Source organism: Pseudomonas sp. GW456-12-10-14-LB2 (genome assembly GCF_002884345.1).
Lineage (GTDB): Bacteria > Pseudomonadota > Gammaproteobacteria > Pseudomonadales > Pseudomonadaceae > Aquipseudomonas > Aquipseudomonas paraglycinae.
Map to the genome: position 1 here is coordinate 13,310 of NZ_POHV01000038.1, position 17,008 is coordinate 30,317.

The window sequence follows — 17,008 nt, forward strand, 5'->3', positions numbered from 1 at the left end:
GGTGTGTCAGGTGCCGTCGAGCGTGCGGCGTACCTTGTCCAGCAAATGACTGATCTGGAAGGGCTTGACCAGCATGTCCATGCCGGCCCCGAGGAACACCTGGCGATTGATCGCCGTTTCCGCGTAACCGGTCATGAACAGAATCGGCAACCCTTCTCGCCAGCCCCGGGCAACGTCGGCCAGTTCGCGGCCGGTCATGCGCGGCAGACCGACGTCGGTCAGCAGCAGGTTGATCGACGGGTCGTTCTGCAAGCGCTCCAGCGCGGTTTCGATGTCGCCGACCTGGGTGCAGCGGTAACCGGCGTCTTCCAGCACCTCGGTGACGAACAGCCGCACGGCCGGCATGTCTTCGACGATCAACACATGTTCGCCCGCGCCTAGCGGATCAATGACCACCGGGGCCACATCGACAGCGCTCGGATCACTGGTGGCCGGCAGCATGATCGTCACTTCGGTGCCGCGCCGCGCCACGCTGCGGATGTGCGCATCACCGCCGGACTGGCGGGCGAAACCGTAGATCGTCGACAGCCCCAGCCCGGTGCCCTGGCCCAGCGGTTTGGTGGTGAAAAACGGCTCGAACACCTTATCGATGACGCTGTGCTCGATGCCGGTACCGTCATCGCGCACCGATAGCGCCACGTAGGATCCATCGGCGAGGTTCGGGTCGCCGTGGGAATACGCCGCGTACGTGCTGACCCAGATATTGCCGCCCCGTGGCAATGCGTCCCGGGCATTGATCACCAGATTGAGCACTGCGCTTTCGAGCTGGATCGGATCGACCAGCGCGATGGCAGGTTTGGTGGTCATTTCGAGCTTGAGGGCGATGCGTTCGCCGATGGTGCGCACCAGCAAATCTTCCAGCGAACGCACGTGGTCGTTGATATCCACCGGGCGTGTGTCGAGCGGTTGCTGGCGGGCAAAAGCCAGCAGGCGATGGGTGAGCGAGGCCGCGCTCATCGCCGAACTCAGAGCCGCTTCGGCGTAGAACTGGACTTTGTCCGGGCGCGCATCGGCGACGCGTTTCTGGATCAGTTCGAGGCTGGTGATGATCCCGGTCAGCAAGTTGTTGAAGTCATGGGCGATGCCGCCGGTGAGTTTGCCCAGCGCATCCATTTTCTGCACTTGCAGCAGCTGCGATTCGGCGCGTACCCGATCGGCGACTTCCTTGGCCAGTTGTGTGGTGGTGTCGTCCAGTCGCGCAAGGTGCGAGCGTTCACGATGGCGGTGTTCGGTGACGTCTTCGACGAACACCAGGCTGAGCTCTGGCGTGCGGTACGGTGATATCTGCCACTGGGTTTCGCGGATCTCGCCCTGCACACGCATGTTCAGTGTGCCTTTCCAGCGTTCGCCGTCCACCAGTCGCAAGCGTAGCTCGTCAAGGATCGCGCTTTGATCCTCGGCGAAGCATTCACTGAGGGTCTGCGGGTCGCGGTTGTCCTGGATCAGTTGCGAGAAGGCTTGGTTGCACTCGTGGACTTTCAGGTCGGCGTCGAGCACCGCGATGGGCGCGGAGATGTTGACGAAGATCTCCCGAAAACGCGCCTCGCTTTCGCGCAAGGCATTCTCCGTGTCGCGCACCCGCAGCAGGGTGCGCAAAGTCGCCAGCAGCACATCGGGATCGACCGGGTGAATCAGATACGCATCGGCCCCGGCATCGAGGCCGGTGATGATGTCGCCGGTCTGGATCGACGCCGCTGACACGTGGATCACCGGGAGCAGGGCGGTGCCCGGGTCGGCGCGCAGTTTACGCACGATGTCGAACCCGCTCATGTCCGGCAGGTTGACGTCGAGGATCAGCGCATCGAGCGACTGACTGGCGATCAGGGTCAGCCCCTCGCCGCCGGTACCGGCCTCGAGCACTTCGTAACCGTGGCGCTCCAGGCGTCGGCGCAAGGCGTAGCGGGTGGCAACGTTGTCATCGACGATCAACAGACGGATGTCATGTTTCATCGACGTTCTCCTCAGCAATCGCCAACGGAATGATCACGAAAAAGCTTGAACCCACGCCCGGCGTACTTTCGACACCGACCTGGCCACCGAGCAATTCGGCGAAGCGCTTGCACAGCGACAAGCCCAGGCCGGTGCCGCGCAGGCGTTTTTGCAGCGGTGAGTCGACCTGAGAAAAGTCTTCGAACAAGGTGCCGTGCAGCTCGGGGGCGATACCGATGCCGGTGTCGCTGACCGCAAATCGCACTTTGTCCTGACCTTCCAGGCGTGCCGAGACCCGGACTTCGCCACGGGTGGTGAATTTCAGCGAGTTGGAAATGAAGTTGCGCAGAATCTGCGCCAGCTTCTTGTCATCGGTGAAGAGGCGCGGCAAACCCACCGGTTCCTCGAAAATCAGGTCCACCGCCGTGGCGTCGACAATCGGCCGGAACATCCCCCGAAGTGCGGCGAACAGATCGAACATGTCGAACCACGCCGGAGAAATGCTGATGCGTCCGGCCTCGATCTTCGCCAGGTCGAGCAGGTCATCGACCATGTCGCTGAGTTCCCGGGCGGCGCTGCTGACGAAGGCCACCTGCTTGTGCTGCTCGGGGCTCAGCGGGCCGTCGAGTTCGTCGGCCAGCAGGCTGTTGATGCTCAGGATCGAGCCCAGCGGGGTGCGGAACTCGTGGCTCATGTACGACAGAAAGCGGCTTTTCAGGTCGGACGCCTGGCGCAGTTGTTCGGCCTGGGTGTCGAGTTCGGCGTACAGCGCGAGTACGCCCTGATTGGTTTCGTCGAGTTCTTCGCGCAGTGCCGCCGTTTCGCTCTGCAACTGGGCGATCAACGCAGCCTGTTCGGCATTGCTCAGTGTCGGGGACTCAGCCATGGGCGGCCTCCAGGGCAACGACCAGCACCGTTACATCGTCGCGCCCACGACAGAAATCGCGGTGCAGGACGGTGGCTATCACGGCGGGATGGCGATGCACCAGACCGGGGTAGTCTTGTAGATTCCAACGGGACTGCAAGCCATCGCTGTACATGATCAATAGATGTCCGTTCACGTGAGCATAGTCAAAGGGCTGGGCTTTCCGGTATTGGCCGCCGACGATTCCGGGATGCGAGGCCAGTCCGCGCGACTTGTCGGAGGCGATCAGGCTGGCACCGATGTTGCCGACACCGGTGAACGACAGATTGGCACGGCCGGCGTGAAACTGCGCGAATGCCACCGCGCCGCCCCGGCTCCCGATCATCTCGCGGTGCATGTCTTCCATCAGCAGCGTCGGCGCACCGAACGGATTCAAGGCAAAGGCCTTTTCACCGGCGCGGGCCGCACGCTCGGCGTCCTCGCCATGGCCCAGACCGTCGACCACCAGAGCACTGACGTCAGCGCCGTGGATCGCCAGATGCCAGACATCACCGCAGGCCGGGTCGTTGTGCAGCGAGTGTTGGCTGACACCATACGGCATATCCACCTGCCGGTCGCTGCGCGGGTATAAACGAGCCAGCAGCACCGCGCCGCGATGATCGGCAAAAACATCGAAGACATCCGCCTGGCGTGCCACTGCACCGAGGCCGATGCCCTGAGTGCCACCGGTGGAAAAGCCGTCCGCCAGACACGCGTCCAGATCAAACCCCTGGGCACGGTCGACCGCAATCATCTCGATACCGTCGTCACCCTGACGCGGCAGCAGACGCAGGTGCAATTCCCCGCGCCCGGCATGCTTGAGCACATTGCTTGCCAGCTCCGTGGCCACCAGCGCCACACGGCCTGCGTCGCTTTCGCCAAAACCGTGTTGCTCGGCCAGACGTTGCGCCGTACGCCGGGCATGGCCGATCTGGCTGCTGTCCTCGATCACCAACACCTGGGTCAATGTCCCGCTAATGTTCATGTCCATCGGGTGATCGTTATGCGAGTGCCTTTGCCGGGCTCGGTGTCCAGTTCGAATTCGTCCACCAGCCGCTTGGCCCCGGTCAGGCCCAGGCCCAGACCGCTGCCGGAGGTCCAGCCGTCGGTCATCGCCAGTTTGATGTCGGGAATGCCCGGGCCTTCATCGCGAAAGGTCAGGCGCAGGCCGACCTTGTGGTTGTCATCGAGGATCTGCCAGTCCATGTCTCCGCCACCGCCATACACCATGGTGTTGCGCGCCAGCTCACTGACGGCGGTCACCAGTTTGGTCAGGTCGATCAGGCGCATGCCGCACTCGGTGGCCAGCTTTCGCGCCTGTTGCCGGGCCAGCACCACGTCCTGCTCGATGTTGATCGGTTGAGTACCGCTGCTGCGCACGGTCATTGCTGGCGTACTCGTTCCTGCAGCAGTTTCATTCCGCGCTCGACGTTCAGCGCGGTGCTGACGCCCGGCAGGTACAGACCGAGCTCGACCAGGGTAATGGCGACCGCCGGCTGCATGCCGACCAGCATGGTTTCGGCATCCATGATTTTCGACAGGCCGGAAATGGTGCCGATCATCCGGCCGATGAACGAATCGACCATGTCCAGCGCCGAGATGTCGATCAACACCCCGCGCGCCGAGGTTTTGCTGATGCGCTCGGACAGATCGTCCTGCAGGGTGAGGGCGAGCTGGTCGTGCATGTCGACCTGGATGGTCACCAGCAGGAAGTCACCCATCTGAAGAATCGGGATACGTTCCATTGTTCAGACCGTCTTGGTGAGGGTGATGCCCAGACGGGTCAGGGCCAGCTTCAGTGCGTCGGCCAGATTGGCTTTGGTGACCACACCCTGCAGATCCAGGCCCAGATGGACGATGGTCTGGGCAATCTGCGGACGCACGCCGCTGATGATGCAATCGGCGCCCATCAGGCGGATCGCGGTCACGGTCTTGAGCAGGTGCTGGGCCACCAGCGTGTCGACGGTCGGCACGCCGGTGATGTCGATGATGGCGATTTCCGAACCGGTGTCGACGATGCGTTGCAGCAGCGATTCCATCACCACTTGGGTGCGTTGCGAATCGAGGGTGCCGATCATCGGCAGCGCGAGCACGCCATCCCACAGTTTGACCACCGGGGTCGACAGCTCCAGCAGTTCTTCCTGCTGGCGCTTGATCACTGCTTCACGGGATTTCTGGAAGGTGCGGATGGTGTACAGGCCGAAAGCATCGAACAGTTCGGAGATTTCCCAAAGCTGTTCGGCGAGCAGGGCGGGCTGGTCCTGATAATGGTTTTGCAGCAGGGCGAACAGCGGGCCCTTGAGCGAGAAAATGAAGCTGGCAGTCTGCTGCGAATCCTGACCGAGCTGGGCCCGGCTGTGGGAGAGTTTTTCGAGGAACTGGCGCATGCCTTCCCAGCCCGGCGCGGCGATGTTGGTGCCGCTGTCGTTTTCCAGGCCGCTGACCACCAGTTGCAGGAATTCGCTGGTTTGTTGCTGTATGTCGTGTTCTTTGATGTTGCGGGTAGCACCGCTGGCTTGCAGCCCGTTGATCCATTCGCCCAGCAGTTGTGCCTGTTTGTTTTTCATCGCATCGAGTGTGCTGTTCTGCAGTGCTGCCATGTGCCTGTTGCTCCATTGCGAATTGGGGGCCGGTTCTTCGGAAAATGACCGGCGCGAAGTGAATGACCCTGGCCGTTCGAAATAGTTGTTCGTTCCCGCGAGGATATTTTTGATCTGCCGCAAGCAATGCACCGGTAACTCTAGTCGGCGTGGCCGGAAATGCTGATCTTTTGCCTGCAACAAGGCCCCAACGCAAAGAGGCCGCGTCCAATGGAGGCGGCCTCTTTGAGTACCTGGCGGTTACTTGCTGGGGTGTTTGGCCTGTAGCTCTTTGGCGGCGGCCAGGTGTTTTTCCAGACCGGGCAGCATTTTCTGCGCAAAGGCTTTGAGTTCGGTGGCGCCTTTGACCTTGTCATCGGTCACGGTGTTGGCTTGTTTCTTGAACAGCTCGATGGTTTCTTCGTGGGCCTTCACCTGATTGTTGGCATAGGCGGCATCGAACGACTCATCGCGCATGTCGAGGATTTTTTCCTTGGCCTGTTTGACCAGCGTCGTGGTATCCGGCACTTCGATGTCGTTGGCCTTGGCAATCGTCGCCAGTTCATCGTTGGCTTTGCCGTGGTCGGTGATCATCATGTTGGCGAAGGCCTTGATGTCGGCCGACTGACTCTTCTCCAGCGCCAGGCGACTGGTTTCGATCTCGGCGATGCCGCCGGCAGCAGCGTTGTCGACGAAGTCGTTGTCGGTGGCAGCGAAGGCCGAGCCCATGCCTGTGCTCAACGCAACGGCCAGAAAAAGATGACGCAGTTTGAATCCGTCCATTGGTGTTTCTCCACGCAGGTTTTTGTGAGCGTTATTCAATGGAGGGATTTCGCCGACCAAAGGTTTTATCGCATTTGCGAAAGGGCGACGAACGGGCACCGCTGGTCTGACAGGAGGTCGACAGAACCGGTCAACCGAGGCCATTCTGATACTTGGCCAGCGCAATCGGTCGCGTTGGCTACCGATCAACTGACGGAGGTGTTCCATGCCGGTGACCCATGATTTGTTACAGGACTTGAAACTGACAAAGGAAGAGATCCAGCAACGACGCACCGCGGATCCACATCTGGATGCACTGATCAACAAGTATTCCCAGGCGGACGCCGAAGTCGTCAAGGCCGAGACGGCGACCTCGGATGCGCCGAGCGACGACACCCTGAAGAAACTCAAAGAGAAACGCCTGCAGGTCAAGGACAAGATCGTCGAGCAGTTGCAGGCTCGAACCTGACCGTCAGTCGCGCCACCGGCCCTCGCTGGTGAAACGACTGGAACGACAGCCCCGACCGGCACCTCGAATGTTCAGAGTCTTCACATTGCGACTCTCAACGAGGTGCCTTATGAAAGATCCAAAATTCCCCAGTGAAGAGCAGGGTGCATTCGACCCGGTACCCACCCATCCCGAGCCGAACAGTCCGGCGCACACCGTCCGTAATCCTGAAGAGGAACGCAAGAGCGAGGAAGTGCCGGAGGATGAGGATCCGGACAAGTTCGATCGATCCAGTAACTGACCGGCTGCCATCGCCTCACTTCAAGGCTGCCTCGAGAGGCAGCCGCGCCATGTGCGTCGCCTTCAACGAGCCGAAATACAACCACTCGCCATACTCGCGCACCGTGGTGATCGGCGAGTAATTGCCGGCGCTGGCATCCTGCAGATTGGCGATCACTTTGCCGTCCAGATCCAGGCCCAGCACGAACCCGCGCTTCTCCACCGGTTTGGGCAGTACAGTCATGGCCCGCACGATCATCTTGCGTACGAACGGGAGTTCAGCCGTGCGATCCAGCAGCGGATTGCGCGGTGTGTACAGCGCCACCCAGAAACGGTCCCGGCCGTTGAACGCGAGGTTGTCCGGTAGCCCCGGCAGGTTGTCGATGAACAGGTCATGGGTGCCGGCCTTGGGCCCGGTCAGCCAATAGCGGCTGATGCGGTAGGCGCCGGTTTCGTTGACCAGCACATAGGCGTCATCGGGGCCGAGCGTCACGCCGTTTGCGAATTCCAGTTTGTCGAGCAGCACGACGGTCTTGCCGGTCTGGAAGTCATAACGCAGCAGGCGTCCGTCGCCGCCATGCTCGATGATCGCTTCGCCATCGTGGCCGTAACCCCAGCGACTCGTGGCATCGCTGAAGTAGGCGTAATGCCCGGACTTGTCGATGGCCACGTCATCGGTAAACCCGAACGGCAGGCCATTGGCTTCGGTGGTCAGCGCCACCAGTTGACCCTGCGCATCGAGCGACAGCAAACCCTTGACCCCGTCGGCGATCACCAGCAAACCGTTGGGATGCCGCGCCAGCCCCAGCGGCCGGCCGCCGGTATCCGCCAGCACCTTGCGCTGCTGACCGTCGAGGCTGGTGCGCAGCAGGCGTCCGTCGTGCAGCCCGGTGATCAGAAAGTCGTTTTCCAGCAGCAGCGCTTCCGGGCCTTCGATGTCACTTGGGCCAACTTGTGCCGCGCCCTTGAGTCGCTGGTTGTCAGCGTACTGGCCTTCGGTCAGCGAGGGCGCCGGTTGCGGTGTCCAGGCCACGGGCTCGACCTTGGTCGGCATCAACAACAAGAAGGCCAGAACGCCGACAATCAGCAGCAACAGCAGATAACGCCATCTCACACGTGGGCTCCCGCGAGAGCGAGGTGCCGGGTCGCCATGTCACGCAGGGCCAGCATCGAAGCCGCCGATTCGCGCTCGATGCGACGCTTGAGCAGCAAGTGGTTGGCAATGCGCAGGCCAATGCCCTCGAACTGATAATCGAGGGTTCGTACAAACCGAGTGGCATCGTTGTGCGCCGAGCATTCATAGGTCAGCCGCAACGACAGACCCTGATCACTTTGGGCCCGGGCACACCAGCGCCGGCCCGGCAGGTATTCGGTGACCTCCCAGCGCAAATGCCCCTCACGCCCGCCAGCGTGAATGTCCTCGTCGAATCGCGCACCGGCATGTAGCGCACCGCTGGGGCCGTCGATCTTCAGTGAAGACGGATGCCACTCCGGCCAGCGACTGACGGTGGCGGCGTAGGCGAGGACGGCGATCGGATCGCCGGCAATGTCGACGGTGTGCTGCATGCGGGTCATGGGCGTTCTCGAATCGGTCAGAGGGGCGGTTTCCGGCTCCCAGTAGAGGGTGCCGAACAGGTAGTCCATCAGCGGAAAAACGATATTGAAATTGCGCTCCTGCATGCGCTCGCGACGGTGATGCAGCTCGTGCAGACGGCGCATCTGGCGGATCCACGGCAGGCGGGTCAGCGGGTTCTGCGGCGGCAGATGTTCGCAGGCGTGAAACACTTCATAGGTCAGGTAACCGAACACCATGCAGCCGCCGAACAGCCCGGCCACATTGCCGTTGAACTGCGCGAACAGCCACCACAGAGGCAGGGTGATCACCAGCGTGTGCAGCACGATCAGCCAGGCGGGGAACAGAATCACCCGCCAGTCGCGGGCGCCGTCGTAGGTCATGTGGCCGGGGGTGAAAAAGCTGTGATGGTCGCCGGCATGTCGGGCGTAGAACATCCGCGTGAAACTCTTTTTATGATGGCCGAGGTGGCGGTGAACCATGTACACGCCGAAATTGAAGAACAGCAGGGTCAGCGGCACGGTCAGCCATTCCAGCGGTTGCACCTGGTGCACGCTGCTCCAGAACGCGCCGATGGCCAGCACGCCGAACAGCAGCACGAACGCACCGTGCAGCCACGGGTTGTAGCGGGGATGGATCGCCGCACGGTAGCGGCTGCGAAAAGCCTCGGTGGTCTGCCTCACTGCGGTCACCTGCGGATATTGTCGTTATCCCGGCAGCGTAGCCGATCCCGCCGTTTGTGCAGGGGCAACCTTCAGGTCACAAGTGCCATGCTCCGGTGCATAGCGGCCGTCAGCTCAACGGGTTCCAGCGCTGCGACCAGTCGTCATCGGCCCTGATCACCTCGCGCAGCAGGTCGAACGCCTGTTGCAGGATCGCCGAGTCACGGTCGCGGGAGTAGACGAGGTAGGTCGGGTAGCCGAATTCCGGGGCTTTGGTCACCGGCTCCAGCGCGCCGCTTTCCAGGTAGGTGCGCACGACCCGGGTCCGGAAATAGCCGCTGCCGCCGTTCTCGAGAATGTATTGCAGGGCCAGCGGGCCGAGGTTGAAGCTCAGGGCGGCCTTGGCCTTTTCCGGCAGGGCGGCGTCGTGCTGGCGGCGGAAGTCCGGGCCCCAATCGATGTACACGTAGGGGGCCGGGCGGCCGGGCGTGGTCACCAGAATCAGTTTCTCCTCCAGCACCTGCTCGACCTGCAGTCCTGGCCAGTATTCCGGTTGATAGACCAGCGCGGCATCGAGTACGCCTAGTTCGAGCTGGCGCAGCAGGTTTTCGCCGTCGCGGATGTCCATGCGCAAGGCGTGGCCGGGGATTTTCTCTCGCAGCTCGGCAGCCCAACTGAGCATCAATGGGTTGCACAGGCTGACCTCGCCGCCGATGTGCAGCACGTTGTGATAGCCCTCGGGCAAGGGTAGGTCGCGGCGCGCGGCTTCCCAGGTCTGCACCAGTTGATTGGCGTAGACCACGAAGGCCTCGCCGTTGGCGGTCAGCCGCGCACCGGCACGGTTGCGCACGAACAGCGTGCTGCCCAACTGGCTTTCGAGTTTCTGGACCCGGGCGGTGATTGCCGTTTGCGTGACGAACAGCTTTTCCGCCGCCGCGGCGAGGCTGCCGTGGCGGACGATTTCCAGAAAGGTGCGGGCGAGATCGATGTCCATGGGCGGGCCGGTGGTTGAGGTGCGCGCATTGTAAGGCAAAAGCGCCCTCACCCTAGCCCTCTCCCCGAGGGAGAGGGGATCGACCGAGTTGTCTTGCGCTATACATCGACCTGAAAGACCGAGTCGATTATGGATTCAAAGCAGATATTCCAAGTCGATGTATCTCGTCAATATCCCCGGATCAGTTCCCTCTCCTGGGGGAGAGGGCTAGGGTGAGGGGAAAAACAGGCACCGCCGATTAACTGACCAGATCGGTCTCAACCACCCGCGCCCATTCCTCCACCAACCGCGCCGGCGTACAGCAAGTTTTGCGCTTGTACACGAAGTTGCGGCACTTCTCGGCGAACTGATTGCGGTTGTACAGCATGTCTTCCTGCATCTCTTGCAGCTCCGCCTCGCGGCATTGGCGGATCAGCGCATGATCGACCCGCAGCTTGCGTTCGCGCACCGGCGCATAATTCGGATCACTCAGCACACTGTTGGCCCGTTGCAGCAGCCACAGCGAGAACTCGTCCGGGCAGCGCGGGCCGATTTCCTGAACCATGCCCAGTTGCAGCGCCTGCGCAGCGCTGACCGGCAGACAGGCCTGAGTCAATTGTTCCGCCATCGCCGGGCCGACGGCGCGGGGCAGGCTGTAAGTCCAGTATTCCGAGCCGTACAGGCCCATGCTCTTGTAATGCGGGTTGAGCACGATGTCGGCGCGGGCGAACACGATGTCAGCCGCCAGGGCGAGCATTACACCGCCCGCGCCGGCATTGCCGGTAACCCCGCTGACCACCAGTTGCCGTGCGCTGAGCAATTCTTCGCACACATCATCGATGGCCTGGATATTGGCCCAGGCTTCGGCACCCGGATCTTCGGCGGCCTGGATCACGTTCAGATGCACGCCATTGGAAAAACTGCCGCGTCCACCCTTGATCAACAGCACGTGAGTGTCGCGTGATTTGGCCCAACGCAGCGCCTCGACCATGCGCCGGCATTGCTCGGTGCTCATGGCGCCGTTGTAGAACTCCAGCGTCAGCTCGCCGACCTGACCGGACTCGCGGTAACGGATCGGCTGATACGCCTCGTCGCCGAATGGCGCGTTGGCAATCGACCAGTCCAGCACCGGCACGCCAGACAACTTCCCGGCCAGCACATGCCGCGCCGGACGCTTGAAGGTTTCTTCGCCCGGTTGCGGTTTGCGCCGCAGCGAGCCGATCCACAGACTGTGATCACCAGTCGCCACCAGTACCGCGTCGTCATGCACCGCGAGAATCTCGCCGGGCATGCCGGTGCGCTGATCGAGGTGCGCGTCGTACACGTAATACTGCCCGCCGGCGAGGCTGGCGAGTACGCCGGGCTGGCCGTCCGCCGCATCGATGCAGCGCTTGATGAAGCGTGAGCAGTCGTGCCAGCTGAAGGTGCGGTCGTCCTGCTTCATGTTCGGCTGCAAGCGCCCGCGCACTGTCGGATCGTTGTAATCCAGCGCCACCGGCTCGAAGCCGTCGATGAATTTCTCCACCACTTCACGGATGCAACGGATCGCCGCGTCGCTGCCCCGACCGTTGTACAGCTCGGATTTACGAAGGCCCGTTGGCAAGTTGAATTCACAGGTGGCCCAGACCGGGCCGGCGTCCATTTCCTCTACCGCTTGCAGGGCGGTCACGCCCCAGGACGGCAGCTCGCGCATGATCGCCCAATCCAGTGCGCTGGCGCCGCGATCGCCGACGATGCCCGGGTGGATGATTACCACCGGACGCTGCGGATTGCTCCACAGCGCGTGGGGAACGCGATCCTTGAGGAACGGGCAGATCACCAGGTCAGCGCCGCTGTTTTCGATCTGCTCGCACACGGCGGTTTCGTCGGTGAATAGCACCACGCTGGGTGAATGCCCGGCCTGACGCAGTTCCAGCCAGGCACGCTGGGTCAGGCCGTTGAACGCCGACGACAGAAGAATGATGTTGAGTGATCGCATGATTGCTCTTCCTTGAAAGGTCAGCCGCAGGCTCCCGGTGAGCCGTCCGTGGCTATCGATGGAGGCGCAAGGTTAGAGACTGGCGTGGCTGGCGCCACTGATCGAGATCAACGTTGTGTCAGCCAATGTTGCCGTGGCGACGACGTGCCTTATTCTCAAAGGTTTGCTGATCCTGATTTTTTATTACTTCAAATGTCTCAGGCGCTATAGCACAGTCGCACCCCTGATCACCGCCGGAAGATCCCGGCGTATCCATGGATTTTCGCAGCGGGTGGAGCCCGTTTTCAGGGAGTAAGGTATGGGGAGTCACAACCCGCATTACCAGGTCATCGGGCAAATGTTCCAAAAGGACTACCGATGGTTGTGCGCAGCGGTCAGCCGTACCCTCGGCTGCCCGCACAGCGCACAGGACATTGCTTCGGAAACTTTTCTTCGGGTCCTGGCGCTGCCCGATCCGCTGGCGATTCGCGAACCCCGCGCGCTGCTGACCACGATTGCCCGGCGGCTGGTCTATGAAGGCTGGCGCCGGCAGGATCTGGAGCGCGCTTATCTGCAAAGCCTGGCACTGGCGCCGGAACCGGTGCATCCGTCGCCCGAGGAACGGGAGTTGGTGATCGAAACGCTGCTGGCGGTGGATCGCTTGCTCAATGGTTTGTCGGCCAAGGCCAAGGCTGCGTTTCTCTATCACCAGCTCGACGGCCTGACCTACAGCGAAATCGGCGAACGCCTCGGCGTGTCCACCAGCCGCGTGCAGCAATACATGGTCGAAGCGTTCAAGCGTTGCTATCAGGCGATGCAGGCATGAGGCCGGACGAAACGCTGATCGACGAAGCCGCGCAATGGATGGCACTGCTGCAATCGGGGCACGTCAGCTTGCAGGAGCGTGCGGCCTTCGACGCCTGGCGCACGGCGGATCCACGGCATCAGCAGATCATCGAGCAAATGGGTGGCGGGCTGAATCTGCTGCGCCATTCGAACCTGCGCGGCTTGCCGCGTGAGAGTGTGCTGCACAGCTTGAATGCACCGTCCAGTCGACGCCGATTCCTCAGTGGCAGTTTGAGTGTGCTCGGTATCGCGGTGCTGGCCGGTTTGCTCGGTCGACGTTATGGCTGGTTGCCCGAGGCTGGCGAGTTGTCGACCGGTACCAGCGAGCGTCGGGAATTCACGCTGGAGGATGGCAGCGCTCTGACCCTCAATGCCCGCAGCCGCGTGGTGCCGCGCTTCAACAATCTCGAACGTTTGCTGGACTTGCGCAGCGGTGAGCTGCTGATCGATGTGGCGAAAAATCTGGCCCGACCGTTTGTGGTCGAAACCGAGCACGGGCGGATGCGTGCGCTCGGGACCAAATTCCTGGTGCAGCGCGGTGACGATTCAACGCGGCTGGTGATGCTGCATTCACAGGTCGAAGTGGTCACCGCCAGCGGCGCGCGGCAAGTGGTGGAGGCCGGCGAAAGTCTGCTGTTCAACAGACAGGAAATCCTCGCGCTGGAACGCAGCAAAGGACAGGAAAGTGCCTGGGTGCAAGGGCGGCTTGAAGTGCGTGATCGCCCTTTGAGCGAAGTCATCGACAGCCTGCGCAGCTACCGTCGCGGCATCCTGCACCTGAGCCCCGAGGTCGCCGGTTTGCGCCTCAGCGGTCTCTATCCACTGGACGACAGCGACCGCACGCTGCAACTGCTGGAGCGTTCGCTCCCGATCCGCGTCACCTGGCACAACCCGTACTGGGTCAGCATTGAAGCACGGTTATAAATCCATAACTTCCCGGTCTATCCGTCCCCCTATAAAAAGCGCCGGCCCGCTGCTCATTCCCTGCAGACGCCTTCAACAGGGAAGCCCCTCGATGTTCTCATTCAAACAACAAAAATTGTCCCGCCTGACGCTGGCCATCGTGCTGGCGACGGGGATTGCCCCGGCCGCCGTTCAGGCACAGGACGTCGCCGCTCAGGTCTTTACCTTCGACATTGCCGCCGGGGCCCTCGACGAGGTGCTGCTGGATATCTCGCGCCAGACCGGGGTGCCGATTTCCTTCAGTCAGAATCTGGTGCAGGGCAAGCGCAGCAGTGCGGTGCGCGGCGCATTGGGTGGCCGTCAGGCGGTAGAGAAAGCACTGATCGGCAGCGGCCTGCAAGTCGAGCAGGGCAGCCAGGGCCTGAGCATTCGCCCGGCCGATGCGCCGAGCGCCGCGCCGGTCAAGGCGGCTGCCGTGGCGCCCGCCAGCAGCGCCGATTACCGAATGGAAAAAGTCACCGTCACCGGCTCGCGGATCGCCCGGGCGCAGAGCGATGGTGCGACGCCGGTCAACGTCATCACCCACGAAGAAATGGAAGCGCGCGGCTACAAGAACGTCTTCGACGCCCTCGCCACGCAAACCCAGAACACCGGCATGACCCAGGGCGAAGACTACGGCAACACCTGGCAACCGGCGGCCAGCGCCCTCAACCTGCGTGGCCTCGGTCCCAACCACACGCTGGTGCTGATCAATGGCCGGCGGGTCGCCGATTACCCGACGCCGTACGACGGCAAGGTCAACTTCACCAACCTTGCGAACATTCCGTCGGCGATCATCGACCGCATCGAAGTGCTCAGCAGCGGCGCGTCGGCGATCTACGGTTCGGATGCGATTGCCGGGGTGGTGAACATCATCCTCAAGGACAAAATGAATGGCGTCGACGTCAACCTCAAGGGCGGCACCAGCGAGCGCGGCGGCGGCGACAACCAGCGTTTGCAGATCAGCGGCGGCGGCAGTTGGGGCGACTTCGACGGTTTGTTCGGACTTGAACTGACCAACCGCGATCCGATCTGGGCCGATGATCGCGGCTTCATGCAGAGCGGACCGCTGGCGGATGTCGGCTACCGTCGCGACCTGACCAACAATCGCTATCTGGGGCCAGGTTGCGGCGCCTATCAGGGCACGTTCGACAACAAGCTGTTCAACAGCGGCGGACGTTGCCGCACCGACCAGATGTACAACGATTACTGGACGGTGCAGACGCAAAAGGAAAACTACGACGGCTACACCCGTGGCACCTGGCATTTCAGCGACAGCGGCCAGGTCTTCGCCGATCTGATGTACGGCCTCGATCACATCCAGAACAACACCCGTGGCCCGAGCTTCACTTCGCCGGATTTCATCAACCAGAACAGCGGCAATCTGGAGCGTTGGTATCGACGCTTCGGCGAAGAGGAAATCGGTGGGCGCACCAGCAACAACAGCAAGTGGCGCGACACCTCCTGGACCGGCACCCTGGGCCTTTCGGACAAGATCGCCGACACCGGGTGGAACTATGAACTGGCGGCCAACCGATCCGAGTACAAAAGCGTTCGCACCACGCGTTACACGCCGCTGTCGTCGATCCAGGATTTCTACCTCGGTCCGCAACTGGGCACCCGCGACGGTTACCCGGTGTTCGCGCCGGATGCCTCGCGCCTCGACCGGCCCCTGACAACCCAGGAATGGGAGAAGTTTCGCGGCAACCTGACGCAGAGCAGCAAGTCGGTGTCCACGAGTTACAACGCTTCGGTCAACGGCGATTTGTTTGACCTGCCGGCCGGCCCGGTGGGATTCGCCGGGGTGCTGGAGGCGGGCAAGCAGGAATATCGCATCGACCCGGATGACAGCCTCAATGACGGCAGTTTCTACGGCGTGTCCCCGGCGCAAAGCTCCGGCGGCTCGCGCAAGCGTTACGCGGCCGGTGGCGAGTTCAGCATTCCTGTCACCGACACGGTGCTGGCCACAGCGGCAGGGCGCTGGGACCAATACAAATTCAGCGGCCGCACCGAACAACAGAAAACCTACAACCTCGGCCTGGAATGGCGGCCGGTGAACAGCCTTTTGGTGCGCGGCAGCTACGGCACCAGTTTCCGCGCCCCGGACCTGAACTACATCTATCAGTCCGACAGCAACGGCTACTACCCGGCACAGATCGACTATTACGGTTGCAGCCAGGGCGTGGAGGGCGCCTGTGACCGTGGGCGCGTCGATTACACCCAGAGCGGCACGGCGGATCTGGAATCCGAACGCGGCAAATCCTGGACCTACGGTTTCGTCTGGTCGCCGTCGCGCAATTTCGATTTCTCCACCGATTTCTGGCGAGTGGAGATCGATGACCTGCTGACCACCGTCGACGAAAACCGCCTGTTGCAGCAAGAGAACGAATGCCGCAATGGCACCCAGGACATCAACTCGGCCAACTGCCAGTCGACCCTGGCACGCGTCGATCGCAATCCCGGCAATGCCGCCGTCGATCCCAATCAGTTGCAGCGGGTGCGGGTGAACGCGATCAACGCCGCCAGCGAACGGGTCAGCGGTCTGGACTTCAAGAGCAACATCCGCTGGGGCGCCGGGCAGTACGGCGCGTTCAGTTCGGCGCTGGGCTACACCCTGGTGCTCTCGCATTACTACAAGGAATCGGACGAAGCACCGACCCAGGACTGGCGCACCTCGCGCACCAACTACGACTGGCGCAGCAAGGTCAACGCCAGCCTGACCTGGGATTACCAGAAGGCCACGGCAACGCTGATGGGGATTCGTTACGGCTCGGTCACCAACGGCGCGGGCGACGGGCGCCTGTCGCCGTGGACGGTGTTCAACGCCAGTGCACGGTACAAACTCAACGACCGGGCGAGTGTCGGGCTGACCGTGAACAACGTGCTCAATCAGGTCAAGCATGACGACTCGGCGGGCTGGCCGTATTACCCGACCGGCAACTACGACCCGTACGGGCGCCAGTGGTGGCTGGATGTGAGTTATCACTTCGGCAGTTGAGGACGGAATGGCGTCAGGCAGCGTCCTACGGAAGTTGCCGGACTTTGGGCGAAAACGGGGATATTTCCGACGACTTTTTAAGGTTGGCCGTCGGAAGCGTGATCTATAGCATCGGCGATGACATTGAAGTCGTTAACGGCCTTATCACTCAGGCCT

Annotated in this window: 16 protein-coding genes; 5 read left to right on the plus strand and 11 right to left on the minus strand. The window is 62.1% G+C overall.

The genetic code is table 11. The features are described 5' to 3' along the window. Positions 1-6: 6 nt before the first annotated feature. From C1X29_RS22960 to C1X29_RS22990, 7 genes are all read right to left on the minus strand, one after another. Positions 7-1,950: a response regulator gene (locus C1X29_RS22960; protein WP_102687603.1), complete on the minus strand. Its 1,944-nt coding sequence runs from the start codon at positions 1,948-1,950 to the stop codon at positions 7-9. Continuing rightward, a complete protein-coding gene (locus C1X29_RS22965) occupies positions 1,940-2,815 on the minus strand; it encodes a sensor histidine kinase KdpD (RefSeq protein WP_102718438.1) in 876 nt (291 codons plus the stop codon). Before C1X29_RS22965 ends, C1X29_RS22960 begins: the two co-directional genes overlap by 11 nt. Beyond that, positions 2,808-3,818 (minus strand): ATP-binding protein, encoded by a 1,011-nt coding sequence (locus tag C1X29_RS22970; RefSeq protein WP_102718460.1) that lies wholly within the window; start codon positions 3,816-3,818, stop codon positions 2,808-2,810. Before C1X29_RS22970 ends, C1X29_RS22965 begins: the two co-directional genes overlap by 8 nt. Then, positions 3,815-4,219 carry an anti-sigma regulatory factor gene (locus C1X29_RS22975; protein WP_039768856.1) on the minus strand — a complete coding sequence of 135 codons (405 nt, stop codon included), beginning with the start codon at positions 4,217-4,219 and terminating at the stop codon, positions 3,815-3,817. Before C1X29_RS22975 ends, C1X29_RS22970 begins: the two co-directional genes overlap by 4 nt. Further along, positions 4,216-4,578 carry an STAS domain-containing protein gene (locus C1X29_RS22980; protein WP_011334518.1) on the minus strand — a complete coding sequence of 121 codons (363 nt, stop codon included), beginning with the start codon at positions 4,576-4,578 and terminating at the stop codon, positions 4,216-4,218. The genes C1X29_RS22975 and C1X29_RS22980 overlap by 4 nt, the downstream gene beginning before the upstream one ends. Before the next feature lie 3 nt (positions 4,579-4,581). Then, on the minus strand, positions 4,582-5,433 hold the full coding sequence (locus C1X29_RS22985) for an STAS domain-containing protein (RefSeq protein ID WP_102718439.1): 852 nt from the start codon (positions 5,431-5,433) through the stop codon (positions 4,582-4,584). 240 nt (positions 5,434-5,673) lie between these two features. Next, positions 5,674-6,195, minus strand: a complete 522-nt coding sequence (locus tag C1X29_RS22990) for a DUF4142 domain-containing protein (RefSeq protein WP_085695913.1) — start codon at positions 6,193-6,195, stop codon at positions 5,674-5,676. A 205-nt stretch (positions 6,196-6,400) separates the two neighbouring features. Between C1X29_RS22990 and C1X29_RS22995 the strand changes: the two genes are divergently transcribed. Then, positions 6,401-6,643 carry a YdcH family protein gene (locus C1X29_RS22995; protein WP_007959466.1) on the plus strand — a complete coding sequence of 81 codons (243 nt, stop codon included), beginning with the start codon at positions 6,401-6,403 and terminating at the stop codon, positions 6,641-6,643. Between the two features lie 109 nt (positions 6,644-6,752). Further along, positions 6,753-6,923, plus strand: coding sequence for a hypothetical protein (locus tag C1X29_RS29475; protein ID WP_007959467.1), 171 nt, complete (start codon positions 6,753-6,755; stop codon positions 6,921-6,923). Between the two features lie 15 nt (positions 6,924-6,938). Here the strand turns inward: C1X29_RS29475 and C1X29_RS23000 are convergent, their stop codons facing one another. The 4 genes from C1X29_RS23000 to C1X29_RS23015 form a co-directional block, all read right to left on the minus strand. Continuing rightward, positions 6,939-8,015: an SMP-30/gluconolactonase/LRE family protein gene (locus C1X29_RS23000; RefSeq protein WP_102718440.1), complete on the minus strand. Its 1,077-nt coding sequence runs from the start codon at positions 8,013-8,015 to the stop codon at positions 6,939-6,941. Continuing rightward, positions 8,012-9,157: a sterol desaturase family protein gene (locus tag C1X29_RS23005; RefSeq protein WP_102718441.1), complete on the minus strand. Its 1,146-nt coding sequence runs from the start codon at positions 9,155-9,157 to the stop codon at positions 8,012-8,014. The genes C1X29_RS23000 and C1X29_RS23005 overlap by 4 nt, the downstream gene beginning before the upstream one ends. 109 nt (positions 9,158-9,266) lie before the next feature. Continuing rightward, on the minus strand, positions 9,267-10,130 hold the full coding sequence (locus C1X29_RS23010; protein ID WP_085610473.1) for a LysR family transcriptional regulator: 864 nt from the start codon (positions 10,128-10,130) through the stop codon (positions 9,267-9,269). A 238-nt stretch (positions 10,131-10,368) separates the two neighbouring features. Further along, a complete protein-coding gene (locus tag C1X29_RS23015; protein ID WP_102718442.1) occupies positions 10,369-12,087 on the minus strand; it encodes a hydrogenase maturation protein in 1,719 nt (572 codons plus the stop codon). A gap of 298 nt (positions 12,088-12,385) precedes the next feature. Between C1X29_RS23015 and C1X29_RS23020 the strand changes: the two genes are divergently transcribed. The 3 genes from C1X29_RS23020 to C1X29_RS23030 all read left to right on the plus strand — a co-directional run bounded on the left by C1X29_RS23020 (position 12,386) and on the right by C1X29_RS23030 (position 16,852). Continuing rightward, on the plus strand, positions 12,386-12,892 hold the full coding sequence (locus tag C1X29_RS23020; protein WP_011334510.1) for a sigma-70 family RNA polymerase sigma factor: 507 nt from the start codon (positions 12,386-12,388) through the stop codon (positions 12,890-12,892). Continuing rightward, the gene (locus C1X29_RS23025) at positions 12,889-13,836 is read left to right on the plus strand and encodes a FecR domain-containing protein (RefSeq protein ID WP_085745476.1); all 948 of its coding nucleotides are present in this window, start codon (positions 12,889-12,891) and stop codon (positions 13,834-13,836) included. The genes C1X29_RS23020 and C1X29_RS23025 overlap by 4 nt, the downstream gene beginning before the upstream one ends. A 91-nt stretch (positions 13,837-13,927) precedes the next feature. Continuing rightward, a complete protein-coding gene (locus C1X29_RS23030) occupies positions 13,928-16,852 on the plus strand; it encodes a TonB-dependent receptor (protein WP_102718443.1) in 2,925 nt (974 codons plus the stop codon). Positions 16,853-17,008 lie beyond the last annotated feature (156 nt).

Bases quoted from the DNA above. Each gene is read 5' to 3' on its own strand.
- C1X29_RS22960 (WP_102687603.1), bottom strand. From the start codon at position 1,950: ATGAAACATGACATCCGTCTGTTGATCGTCGATGACAACGTTGCCACC.
- C1X29_RS22965 (WP_102718438.1), bottom strand. From the start codon at position 2,815: ATGGCTGAGTCCCCGACACTGAGCAATGCCGAACAGGCTGCGTTGATC.
- C1X29_RS22970 (WP_102718460.1), bottom strand. From the start codon at position 3,818: ATGAACATTAGCGGGACATTGACCCAGGTGTTGGTGATCGAGGACAGC.
- C1X29_RS22975 (WP_039768856.1), bottom strand. From the start codon at position 4,219: ATGACCGTGCGCAGCAGCGGTACTCAACCGATCAACATCGAGCAGGAC.
- C1X29_RS22980 (WP_011334518.1), bottom strand. From the start codon at position 4,578: ATGGAACGTATCCCGATTCTTCAGATGGGTGACTTCCTGCTGGTGACC.
- C1X29_RS22985 (WP_102718439.1), bottom strand. From the start codon at position 5,433: ATGGCAGCACTGCAGAACAGCACACTCGATGCGATGAAAAACAAACAG.
- C1X29_RS22990 (WP_085695913.1), bottom strand. From the start codon at position 6,195: ATGGACGGATTCAAACTGCGTCATCTTTTTCTGGCCGTTGCGTTGAGC.
- C1X29_RS22995 (WP_007959466.1), top strand. From the start codon at position 6,401: ATGCCGGTGACCCATGATTTGTTACAGGACTTGAAACTGACAAAGGAA.
- C1X29_RS29475 (WP_007959467.1), top strand. From the start codon at position 6,753: ATGAAAGATCCAAAATTCCCCAGTGAAGAGCAGGGTGCATTCGACCCG.
- C1X29_RS23010 (WP_085610473.1), bottom strand. From the start codon at position 10,130: ATGGACATCGATCTCGCCCGCACCTTTCTGGAAATCGTCCGCCACGGC.
- C1X29_RS23015 (WP_102718442.1), bottom strand. From the start codon at position 12,087: ATGCGATCACTCAACATCATTCTTCTGTCGTCGGCGTTCAACGGCCTG.
- C1X29_RS23020 (WP_011334510.1), top strand. From the start codon at position 12,386: ATGGGGAGTCACAACCCGCATTACCAGGTCATCGGGCAAATGTTCCAA.
- C1X29_RS23025 (WP_085745476.1), top strand. From the start codon at position 12,889: ATGAGGCCGGACGAAACGCTGATCGACGAAGCCGCGCAATGGATGGCA.
- C1X29_RS23030 (WP_102718443.1), top strand. From the start codon at position 13,928: ATGTTCTCATTCAAACAACAAAAATTGTCCCGCCTGACGCTGGCCATC.